The sequence below is a fragment of the Endozoicomonas acroporae genome, assembly GCF_002864045.1.
Lineage (GTDB): Bacteria > Pseudomonadota > Gammaproteobacteria > Pseudomonadales > Endozoicomonadaceae > Endozoicomonas > Endozoicomonas acroporae.
Window position 1 is genome coordinate 41,182 of sequence record NZ_PJPV01000080.1, and the last position, 10,603, is coordinate 51,784.

10 protein-coding genes are annotated in these 10,603 nt (G+C 50.5%); 3 read left to right on the plus strand and 7 right to left on the minus strand.

Annotated features, from left to right (window positions below; genetic code table 11):
* Positions 1–10: 10 nt before the first annotated feature.
* The 5 genes from serS to CX664_RS14175 form a co-directional block, all read right to left on the minus strand.
* Positions 11–1,297, minus strand: coding sequence for a serine--tRNA ligase (gene serS / locus CX664_RS14155; RefSeq protein ID WP_101747358.1), 1,287 nt, complete (start codon positions 1,295–1,297; stop codon positions 11–13).
* 147 nt (positions 1,298–1,444) lie between these two features.
* Entirely contained in the window at positions 1,445–1,846 is a 402-nt protein-coding gene (gene crcB / locus CX664_RS14160) for a fluoride efflux transporter CrcB (RefSeq protein WP_101747359.1), read from the minus strand.
* A 163-nt stretch (positions 1,847–2,009) separates the two neighbouring features.
* The gene (locus CX664_RS14165; RefSeq protein ID WP_101747360.1) at positions 2,010–3,335 is read right to left on the minus strand and encodes a replication-associated recombination protein A; all 1,326 of its coding nucleotides are present in this window, start codon (positions 3,333–3,335) and stop codon (positions 2,010–2,012) included.
* Positions 3,332–4,051, minus strand: coding sequence for an outer membrane lipoprotein periplasmic chaperone LolA (gene lolA / locus CX664_RS14170; RefSeq protein ID WP_101747361.1), 720 nt, complete (start codon positions 4,049–4,051; stop codon positions 3,332–3,334). Before lolA ends, CX664_RS14165 begins: the two co-directional genes overlap by 4 nt.
* A gap of 23 nt (positions 4,052–4,074) precedes the next feature.
* On the minus strand, positions 4,075–6,495 hold the full coding sequence (locus CX664_RS14175; RefSeq protein WP_101747362.1) for a DNA translocase FtsK: 2,421 nt from the start codon (positions 6,493–6,495) through the stop codon (positions 4,075–4,077).
* A gap of 381 nt (positions 6,496–6,876) precedes the next feature.
* On the opposite strand from CX664_RS14175, the gene CX664_RS14180 reads away from it, so the two are divergent.
* Entirely contained in the window at positions 6,877–7,542 is a 666-nt protein-coding gene (locus CX664_RS14180; protein ID WP_101747363.1) for a potassium channel family protein, read from the plus strand.
* A gap of 90 nt (positions 7,543–7,632) precedes the next feature.
* On the opposite strand, the gene CX664_RS14185 is transcribed toward CX664_RS14180, so the two are convergent.
* A complete protein-coding gene (locus CX664_RS14185; RefSeq protein ID WP_101747364.1) occupies positions 7,633–8,688 on the minus strand; it encodes an ADP-ribosylglycohydrolase family protein in 1,056 nt (351 codons plus the stop codon).
* A 198-nt stretch (positions 8,689–8,886) separates the two neighbouring features.
* Between CX664_RS14185 and CX664_RS14190 the strand changes: the two genes are divergently transcribed.
* Both CX664_RS14190 and CX664_RS14195 read left to right on the plus strand, forming a co-directional pair.
* Entirely contained in the window at positions 8,887–9,126 is a 240-nt protein-coding gene (locus CX664_RS14190; RefSeq protein ID WP_101747365.1) for a YecH family metal-binding protein, read from the plus strand.
* A 385-nt stretch (positions 9,127–9,511) separates the two neighbouring features.
* Positions 9,512–10,051, plus strand: coding sequence for a YaeQ family protein (locus CX664_RS14195; protein WP_101747366.1), 540 nt, complete (start codon positions 9,512–9,514; stop codon positions 10,049–10,051).
* An 11-nt stretch (positions 10,052–10,062) separates the two neighbouring features.
* On the opposite strand, the gene CX664_RS14200 is transcribed toward CX664_RS14195, so the two are convergent.
* Positions 10,063–10,603: hypothetical protein (locus tag CX664_RS14200; protein WP_219622202.1), on the minus strand; the 541-nt coding region annotated here is incomplete at its 5' end.

A 10,603-nucleotide genomic window follows, 5' to 3' on the forward strand; every position in this document is an offset into this window, starting at 1 on the left:
TGCTGATCTCCTAGAGAATACTAATTCCTCCCATATAGCTCTGAAGTGCTTCGGGAATATGGATACGCCCATCCTTATCCTGATAATTCTCCAGTACCGCCACCAGAGTACGACCCACGGCAAGACCTGAACCATTCAGCGTATGAACCAGCTCCGGCTTGCCTGATTCATTGCGGAAACGCGCCATCATTCGACGTGCCTGGAAATCAACACAGTTACTGACGGAAGAGATTTCACGGTACTGATTCTGGGCCGGCAGCCAGACTTCAAGGTCGTAGGTCTTGGCGGCCCCAAAGCCCATATCTCCACCGCACAGTGCCACAACGCGATAAGGCAGCCCCAGCTTCTGGAGAATGGCTTCTGCATGAGCTGTCATCTCTTCCAGCGCTTCATAGGACTTATCAGGATGGACGATCTGTACCATCTCAACCTTTTCAAACTGGTGCTGACGGATCAGGCCACGGGTATCACGGCCATAACTGCCCGCTTCGCTTCGGAAACAGGATGTGTGAGCCGTCAGACGAATGGGCAGTTGATCAGCTTCAACAATCTGTTCACGCACCAGGTTGGTCAGGGTAACTTCTGCCGTAGGAATCAGGAAAAACTGCTTCTGGTCAGCACCGGAATCATCATCGCAGGCGGTTTTGAACAGGTCTTCACCGAATTTGGGCAACTGGCCAGTGCCATACAGGGCTTTATCATGAACCAGCAGCGGGGTGATAACTTCTTCATAGCCGTGCTCAGTGGTCTGAACATCCAGCATAAACTGAGCCAGCGCCCGATGCAGGCGGGCAATTTTGCCACGCAGCATGGCAAATCGGGAGCCGGAAATATGGGCAGCCGCTTCAAAATTCAGGCCAAGAACTTCACCCAGATCAACGTGATCTTTGACGTCAAACTCAAACTTCCGTGGCTCACCCCAGCTACGAACCAGTACGTTGTCGTTTTCGTCTTTACCTTCCGGCACCGAGCTGTCTGGCAGGTTGGGCACTTCCAGCAGCAGGTTATTCAATGCTTCCTGCAGTTCGGTCAGGGCCTGCTCATTTTCCTTGAGTTCAGCATTCACCTGATCCATGCGTTCTTTAAGCGTGGAAACATCACCGCCCTGGGCCTTGATCTTGCCAAATTCCCTGGAACCCGACTTACGTTCGCTCTGCAGCTGCTCAGTTTTAACCTGAAGCGACTTGCGACGCTCCTCCAGAGAAACCAGACGCTCAATATCCAGTTTGTAGTGCTTCTTCAACAGCTGTTCCGCCACAGCTTCAGGATTGCTGCGAACGATTTTGGGGTCTAGCATATTCCTACCAAATTAACTGATTGGACGATGGTTTTTTATCCGGGCAGACGCTTCAAACGCTTACCATTATCGCCACGGATAACCTGCTGATGATACACCATGACTCTGCGACATTCGATAAAGATAATAAACAGGAAGTCAGGACAGTTAACCGTTCAGGACCACACGAATGCCCTGATAACCCAACCAGGTACCAACCAGACACAGAGTCACACTGGCCAGCATATAAGCGATTGCCTCAACCAGCCGATCGGCTTGAAAAAGCCGGAAAATATCCAGTGAGAACGTAGAAAAGGTGGTTAATGCCCCCAGAAAGCCCACGGTGGCAAAATCTTTCCAGATCGCAGGAAGCAGGCTTTTCTCTACCAGACAGTACCAGCCAATCCCAATAAGAAACGAACCAAGAATATTTACCGTTAAGGTCGGAAGTGGAAACAACTGATCATTTTCGGATTTTGCATACCACTCATAAACCAGTGAACGTGCCAGTGCCCCAAGGGCTCCACCGGCGGCTACAGCGAGGTAATTCAGCAAATACGGGTATTGCATCAGAGCTTCCTTTCAGATGAGAGATAGAGAATTTTGAATTCATAGCCATGAAACGGTTCTAACCATATCAAAAAGGTCAGGCAACCTAAAAATCAACAAGTTAAGTAATTTAGGTTGTGTGGGTTATTTGAAATTATGAATATATGATTGGATAATATAAAAACTATCGATTTACTGTACTCTCTTTATCAAGCCGTTTCAGCCAGGCCAGCTTCTCCTTGATCTTAATTTCCAACCCGCGATCATTCGGCTGGTAATAGTCCGGCACATCCATCTCTTCGGGAAAGTAGCGCTCCCCTGCGGCATAGGCATTGGGCTCATCATGGGCATAGCGATAACCAGCACCATAGCCAAGGCTGCCCATTAATTGAGTCGGTGCATTCCGCAGGTGATGAGGCACCTCATAGGATGGATGACTTTTTACATCGTCCCATGCCGCTTTCCAGGCTTTATAAACGGCATTACTTTTTGGTGCACAGGCGCAATAGACCGTTGCATGGGCCATGGCCAACAGTCCTTCCGGTGCCCCCAACCGCTCAAAGGCCTGCCAGGCATTAATGACAATCTCCAGGGCTCTCGGGTCTGCATTGCCAATATCTTCACTGGCAATAGCCACCAGCCGACGAATCACATAGAGAGGGTCCCCTCCCCCATCTACAATTCGAGCGGCCCAGTAGAGTGCGGCATCGGGATTGGAGCCGCGAACGGACTTATGAAAAGCTGAAATGGTATCGTAAAACGCGTCACCGCCTTTATCGAAACGTCGCCCGGTATCGGCAAGAATGGCCTGAACCGCCTCTGACGTGATAATGCCGTTCTCAGCCAGATCCGATGCAACCTCCAGAGTGTTGAGCGCCTTGCGACCATCGCCGTCAGAATAACGAATCAGAATATCCCTGGCACTCTGCTCCAGCTGAATCCCCTTGCCGCCCAGACCTCGCTCTTCATTGGTCAAAGCCTGGTCAACAAGTTGGCCAATGGCCTCTTCCCCCAGCGACTTAAGTACGTAGACCCTGGCCCTTGAGAGTAATGCATTGTTAAGTTCAAACGATGGGTTTTCGGTGGTGGCTCCGATAAAAATAACGGTACCGTCTTCTATATGAGGCAGGAATGCATCCTGTTGCGACTTGTTAAACCGGTGAACCTCATCCACAAACAGCACTGTTTTCCGCTGGTAAAAACGCTGTTCATCCTTTGCCCTTGCTACCGCTTCCCTTATGTCTTTAACCCCGGAAAGCACTGCAGAGAGGGTTTCAAAATGGGCATCGGTTTTTGTCGCAATCAGTCTTGCCAGCGTTGTCTTGCCAACGCCGGGCGGTCCCCAGAAAATCATGGAATGGAGCATACCCTGCTCCAGCGCTTCCCGCAGGGGCTTGCCTCTGGCAAGAATATGTTCCTGGCCCAGGTATTCATCAAGGACTCCGGGGCGCATCCTTGCCGCCAGGGGTTCATAGCGAACAGAAGCAGGGGCATCAAAGAGTGAGGTCATACCCTGCTCTCATCAATAATATCAAAACCGGCCTTCTCTAATGTCTGCAGGTCAGGTTCAAACAGTGTATTGTCCACCGGTTGATTGAGTTTCACCCGGGTAAAGTCAATTCGTCGCTTACCACCGAGAGAGTCCATGATCGTGATGGCTAAAATCTCCTCCCTGGAAAAATGGATCTCCAGCCTTTCAAAAAGATCGGACGCTTTACCGGGTTTCAGGGTATAAACCACCTCCGGGCCATAGTTCATACGAGTCACCGCGTACTCCATCAGAAACTCACTGGCATCGCCGCTCAGTAGCTGCACGGCGGTCGGTCCTGACTGATTGTCCATCTTTTTAATCACCACCTGCTTAAAGTCAGGGTCGAGCATCCAGAGCTTGCCATCTTTAGCAATAACCTCCTGGTTAAACGGTGAAGTGATATGCCAGCGGAACTGATTTGGCCGCTTAAGCTGCATGCTCCCTTTCTCAACTTTGGAGCGTCCGCTTTTATCAATGGTACTTTGAGAAAAATTGGCACTGACAGTATTCATGGCCTGCAGCTTTTTAGCCAGCGCATCAGCGGCTTTCTGATCATGTTTTATACTGCCCGGCGTATTGCTCTCAGCCCTGGCCAGCATGGATGAATGAGTTGTCGCCTGCTCAGCAGACCAGACTGGCATGCTGATGGCAAAAACCAGTGGTAAAACAGTCAATAACGGCGTTTTCTTGATCATAAACAGGAACTTAATCTGGGTAATTAATGCTTGGCCGGTGGTGGCGCAATGACTTCACGATTGCCGTTAGTCAATGCCGGGCTGACAACACCTGCTGCCTCCATGGCTTCAATCATTCGGGCTGCCCGGTTATAACCTACTTTCAGCTGCCTTTGAACCGAAGAAATGGACGCCCTGCGTGACTCGGTAACATAGGCCACGGCTTCATCATAAAGGGGATCCTGCTCACTGTTCTCCAGCCCACCGGAAAATGCGCTGCCTTCAGAACTGTCGCTCACACCATTGAGAATATCATCAACAAAATCCGGCGTTCCCCGTAGCTGCCAGTCGGCAACCACCCGATGCACTTCATCGTCAGCCACAAAAGCCCCGTGAATACGGGCAGGAACACTGGTTCCCGGGGGTAGATAGAGCATATCTCCGTGGCCCAGTAACTGCTCAGCGCCGCCCTGGTCGATAATGGTTCGGGAGTCAATCTTGCTGGATACCTGAAAACTGATGCGAGTAGGAACGTTGGCCTTAATCAGACCGGTAATAACATCCACGGATGGGCGCTGTGTGGCCAGAATCAGATGAATACCCGCTGCCCGGGCCTTTTGGGCAATACGGGCAATCAGCTCTTCAACCTTTTTACCAACAATCATCATCATGTCGGCAAATTCATCAACCACTACCACGATAAAAGGCAGCGTGCCTAACTCTGGTGCCACATCTTCCGCTGATACAGGCTGATAGAAGGGATCCCGGTGCGGCTCGCCCTTTTCCAGGGCATCTTTCACCTTGCGGTTATAACCGGCAATGTTACGAACCCCCAGATGTGCCATCAGCTTGTAACGACGCTCCATCTCGGCAACACACCAGCGCAGGGCATTGGCCGCTTCTTTCATGTCCGTCACTACCGGTGCCAGAAGATGCGGAATGCCATCATAGATGGACAACTCCAGCATTTTCGGGTCAATCATGATCAACCGCACATCTTCCGGGCTGGACTTGAACAGCATGGACAGGATCATGGCATTGATACCGACGGACTTACCGGAACCCGTGGTACCGGCCACCAGAAGGTGCGGCATTTTAGCCAGGTCAACAATCACCGGCTGACCGGAAATATCATGTCCCAGGGCAAGGCTGACCGGAGACTGGGCGTCATCAAATGCCCTGGATGAAATAATTTCGCTATAGAAAACGGTTTCGCGGTCATCATTGGGAATCTCAATCCCCATCACTGACTTTCCGGGAATCACTTCCACCACCCGGACACTGACCACCGCCAGAGAACGGGCCAGGTCGCTGGCCAGGTTGGTAATTTTACTGGCCTTGGTACCGGGTGCCGGTTGAATCTCAAAACGGGTAATAACCGGCCCGGGATGGACGGCAACCACTTCGACATCGACGCTGAAGTCTTTCAACTTCAGTTCCAGCAACCGGGACATGGCATCCAGAGACTCTGGACTCATGGCCTTGCCGGAGGGCCGGGCTTCATCGAGCAACGATGCGGTTGGTAAACTTCCCAGCGGGGTATGTTCAACCAGAGGAAGCGGTTTCTCCCTCGCTGGAGGAGGGACAATAACCAGCTTTGGCTTATCGGCTCTCTTCTCAACCACTGGTGGGACCAATGGCATAAAGTCTTCCTGCAGCTTTAATGCAGGCTCCTTTTTCACCGGTGACAGGTCGCTTTGCTCAGGCTGACTCTGCTTTCTGGCTTCCAGCTTATCTTGCAAGGCAAAATAAAGCGCAATCAACTTTTCTTTGCAATAAACGGCGAAGCGCAGGCTCCAATAGCCGACACTGTCCATCAAAAGAAACCAGGAAAGATCGGTATAAAGTGTCACGCCGAGGAGAAACAGCGCCATCAGCAGCAGTGTACTACCGGTGACATTAAAGGCTGGCAAGAACAGATGAATCAGCAGCTCACCAATAATCCCGCCGCTGGATGAGGGAAACAGTTCACTCAACCCATGATAATGGAGTGAAGCCAGGGCAGCCCCTGAAGCAATAGACAGAATAAAACCCATACTGCGGATCAGCAGTAACCAGGAATTCCATTCATCCGGTTCATGCCGGTAGCGAAAAACCCGGACCGCCTTGATCACCAGGATAACCGGCACCATCCAGGCCAGAAACCCAAACAGGGTGAGCAGCAAATCCGCTGACCATGCCCCGATTCTGCCGGCACTGTTGGCAATATCCTTGACCGGGCCAACATGAGACCAGCCGGGATCGACCTTATCATAACTGGCCAGTGCCAATACCAGAAAAGCGGCCAGTACCAGCCAGCCAAACATAATGCCTTCACGCACGCGTGATGAGAGCGTTTCCGTCGCTGCTTCGCCCCGGATTGTACGCTTGCGCCGTCGTATGGAAACAGGCTCTTGTGATTGATCACTATCCGGTTGATGACTCTTATCCGGCTGATGACTCTTTTTGCTTACGGACCCTGCCATTCGGCTCCCTGAGATAACTGATTATAAACACAGTAGTTTAACCCGAGAAGATAACACGAGCCCTTAACTGCGGACAATCCTGCATCCTTTCTTATACAAAGATCAAACATCGACCGATGGCGTAGAAATGAACAGTTTTTGTAGCCCCGGATCTGCTTGCAGGGTATTTTAGAGCGCTGTTTCTTATCAGACAGCGCCCTTTAGCCCGGATATTTCATAAACTGCCCCGAATCTCGCGCAGGACTTTGTCGCTCTAAGGGATTTTGTGAGGGAGCGCCGTACCGGGGAGTACGGTCGACTGAGCAAAACTCCCTTAGAGCGGCAAAGGACAAGCGAGATCGGGAGCACGTTTATGAAATATCCGGGTTAGGCCAATCCCCCATGTTACGACCATCCTTTCTTGACTTCTCACAGAGAATGAGCCGCAACCCGGCTGTTTCAATGGGTCTATTGTTGATCACCCTGACCTGCAGCATCCTGTTCTCCCCTATTGTCATGGAGTACCAATCCATTGGAATCACCCTGTTTTCCTGCCTGATGATTGCCAGTCTGGTTCTGACCCTCGGAGCGCTGACGGAAAACAGTCCAAAAATCCGTCTCTGGTTAGAGATCACCGGCACCACTATCGTGATACTCAGGGCGGTGGTTGAGTTCCCAAACCCGCCAGGCTGGCTCCCCTTCTTCACCTTAATAGCCAGCATGCTGTTCCACCTGGGCATGATGCTGATGCTTATCGGGCACCTGTTCAGCGTTAAGCCCCAGGCCGAGAAACTATTGGCGGCGATTAACTTCTATTTACTGACGGGCATCACGTTCAGTTATCTTTATCTGCTGGTGAACCTGATTACCCCCGGGGCATTTGATCTTGCCAACCAGGGTATTTCCAGCTGGCCGGATTATCTCTACTTCAGTTTTGTCACCCTGACCACGCTGGGTTATGGCGACATTCTGCCCCTCAGCCCTCTGGCACAGGGTCTGGTATCTCTCGAAGCGATTGTGGGTGTATTGAGTCCGACGGTGATGATTGCCCGGTTTGTTGGGAAATAAGGCAAACCCAGGAGCCTGTCCGAGGGAAAATTCAATGAGACTCTGTGGGAAACTCATCTGCAAACATTCTCAACATAGCTTGCCGAAACATCACTGCGCTCTCATCATGTCTGCCAGCTGCAAATAGCGGTCACTGTTATGGAGCCCACTCAGCAAATGCTCCGGTATCGCCTCCAGCCCATTCATCGCTCCCAGAAGCACACCCGTTAAGGCAGCCCTGGCCATATTGTTGCCGCCTCCATTAATGGCAGACAAAACACCCTGCCCAAACTGGTCAGGGTACCGGTGCATCAGGTAGTAAGCACAGGGAAGCACGTGAACAAGCTGGCAATCCATACCATAGACCTGACTGATATGCAGGGCCGGTTCTATACGAACGGTCTTTGGATGCCAGGCCACCTGTCCATTCCCGGGAGTCAGTAGATGGTCGTAACGCTGTATTGCCGACATCACGTCTGAGCGTTTTGCCATAGCCGCTAAACAGGCCGGTAATTCGATCAGAGGAACACTGTTGACCATGGCCTGAACAACCAGGGCAAATACCAGTGTATTCTGCCGTATAAAAGGCTCCCGATAGAATGTCTGCAGCAGTTGACCAGCAGCGTCTACCAGCTCAACCGGGTCATCAATCGCCAGGGCCAGCAGGGATACAAACTGTGCTCCCTCGGTTGTGTCACAACCCGAAGCAATCCCGGGATCCCCCCAATGTAACCCCGTGCGGCGTGCCCTGATCAGGTCCACCATCAATTCATCGGTATAGCGCCCGGAAAAGGACTCACCGGACAATGGCGCAAAGAAATCATCAAGCCGGGCAAGGAAATCCGTCAGTACAAAGCCATCACAATGGGCCAGAGACTCAAGCAGCAATACGATCACCTGGCCCGTCTGGGAAACGTCGCCTGCCCTGACCCCCTGCTGATAACGGAAATGACTGATATTAGCAAAACCATGACTGCCATTAACTGCCGGGTCCTGATAAGTATCAATCCAGGGGCCATAATCCTGAGCCAGTTGATCCAGGTCATAATACCAGTGAGTGCCAACGCCCAGGGCATCACCAATGAGCAGGCCAGCCGCCCCACCCTTTATCCGGCTCAGTTTATCAATGTTTGAAGGGTATGATCTGATGGTCGATGTCGAAGTCATAGCAAGCCCACATTGCAAACCGTATACACCCCATGAACATAGCTGAAATTAGCGACCAACGCAGTGCATTCGCTGCCGTTTCACACAGAGGCATTCAGAATGGTGATACCAACCTGATACGAATATATACGACTGTTTAATTGCATTAGTCAGCGTATTGTTGCCTGAAGTCCACACTATTTATATGAGAATAAGCCCATGGAATCCGTACACGGTCATAATGTACTGAATATGATCAGAGAACAGGAAGCCGCGCTGAGCAAAGAGGCGCTCCTCACAGCAATGTCAGCAGAGTTTGGTGAAGAAGCCCGCTACCACACCTGCTCCGCACAGGAACTGACAGCAGCAGAGCTGGTTGATCAGTTTGTTGGAAAAGGTAAACTGCTTGAAACCAGTGAAGGCATCCAATACATAGGTTGCAACTGCCATTGTCATTAAAAAAAGCCCGTTTACGGGCTTTTTTTAATCTGAGTTTTTCTGAGCAGAAACAAAAAACCGGTCACAAGAACCGGTTTCAAAATTTTATTGTTGTTGCCTGTCTCATCTTTGTGGCCTTTGTGTCACCTCCCCCGCGACGTAAAGGCCTTTTCTGGAGAAATCCCCCCATCTCTTTCCCCTTCAGGCGTAAGCCATAATACGTATTGTTTTTTTCTGACATATTGATCTGGATCAATATTACATCATCCTCTGCATAAGCTCCTGATTATTACTTTTGATAAAACATCACTCCCCAAGTGCTTTTGCTTAATAAGCATCTGCTTTTCTGCTTGGCAGAAAGCCACTGCTTCAGGGTAAACTCCACTTTTTTTCGAGTTAATGATGCATGGCCCTGAAAGCAACGATCTACAAAGCAGGTATTAATATAGCGGATATGAACCGCCACTATTATGCGGACCATGATGTAACCATTGCCCGCCATCCATCAGAAAATGATGAACGGGCAATGTTGAGACTGATGGTCTGGTCACTCCATGCTTCAGGGGAACTTCAGTTTACCAAAGGTATCAGTACTGATGATGAGCCTGATATCTGGCAGAAGAATCTCAGTGGTGAAATTGACACTTGGATAGAGCTTGGTCAACCGGATGAAAAGCGGCTAAGAAAGGCCTGTGGCCGGGCAAAGAAGGTTTATATCTATAACTATGGCGGACGCCATTCGGATATCTGGTGGCAACAATATCAGGGTAAAGTACAGCGATTTGATAATTTGTACATTTATCAAATCCCTGCTGAGGGTAATGAACTGGCCAGGTTGATTGGTAAAACCATGAAACTTCACTGCATTATACAAGATCAGCAGATAACTGTTGGCAATGCTACCGACAGCATTAGCATCGAGATCACACAGCGATTTCCGGGTTAATGCTTCATGGTTTAGCTGGGAAAAATCTCTCTGTAAGATGGAGGTGGCAGCTGAAGCTCTGACTGCGAGCTTATAACCGTCACGTAAGATGGAGGTGGCTCTGGCAACAAATCCTCAGACTCCTGGTTGATAACCGTCAATGTCTGGTCTGATCCTGTCTGCTTTGAATCGTTGTGCATAGGCAAGGGCTGAACCGCCACGATGGACTCTCTCCCTGGTTGCTGGGCTGTTCTGCTAATTGAAAGATCTGTGTGAACAGGAGCAGCCTCCCGGGACTTTATACCACAGCATCCACCATATTTAGCATCGAAATAGGCACCTATTCCGAGCATTGCGATAATACCGACAGCCGAACCAGCAAGAGCGCCGAAACAAACTTTAGCTACCATGGTGCCTTCTAAGGATAAGCACGAACCAACCGCCCCACCGGTAGAAGTTGCACCGGCCCAGGTGAGGCCGAGGCATGTTGAACGGCAATTATCATTTTCTAAAGTACAGCCAGGATTATTAATGTAGGCTCCTCGTCCTTTAGTGTGGATTTCCTTATGAAAT

Excerpts from the sequence above, each read along its gene's own strand:
- CX664_RS14165 (WP_101747360.1), bottom strand. The coding sequence starts at position 3,335 with ATGACCTCACTCTTTGATGCCCCTGCTTCTGTTCGCTATGAACCCCTG.
- CX664_RS14195 (WP_101747366.1), top strand. The coding sequence starts at position 9,512 with ATGGCCCTGAAAGCAACGATCTACAAAGCAGGTATTAATATAGCGGAT.
- CX664_RS14175 (WP_101747362.1), bottom strand. The coding sequence starts at position 6,495 with ATGGCAGGGTCCGTAAGCAAAAAGAGTCATCAGCCGGATAAGAGTCAT.
- crcB (WP_101747359.1), bottom strand. The coding sequence starts at position 1,846 with ATGCAATACCCGTATTTGCTGAATTACCTCGCTGTAGCCGCCGGTGGA.
- CX664_RS14180 (WP_101747363.1), top strand. The coding sequence starts at position 6,877 with ATGTTACGACCATCCTTTCTTGACTTCTCACAGAGAATGAGCCGCAAC.
- lolA (WP_101747361.1), bottom strand. The coding sequence starts at position 4,051 with ATGATCAAGAAAACGCCGTTATTGACTGTTTTACCACTGGTTTTTGCC.
- CX664_RS14185 (WP_101747364.1), bottom strand. The coding sequence starts at position 8,688 with ATGACTTCGACATCGACCATCAGATCATACCCTTCAAACATTGATAAA.
- serS (WP_101747358.1), bottom strand. The coding sequence starts at position 1,297 with ATGCTAGACCCCAAAATCGTTCGCAGCAATCCTGAAGCTGTGGCGGAA.
- CX664_RS14190 (WP_101747365.1), top strand. The coding sequence starts at position 8,887 with ATGGAATCCGTACACGGTCATAATGTACTGAATATGATCAGAGAACAG.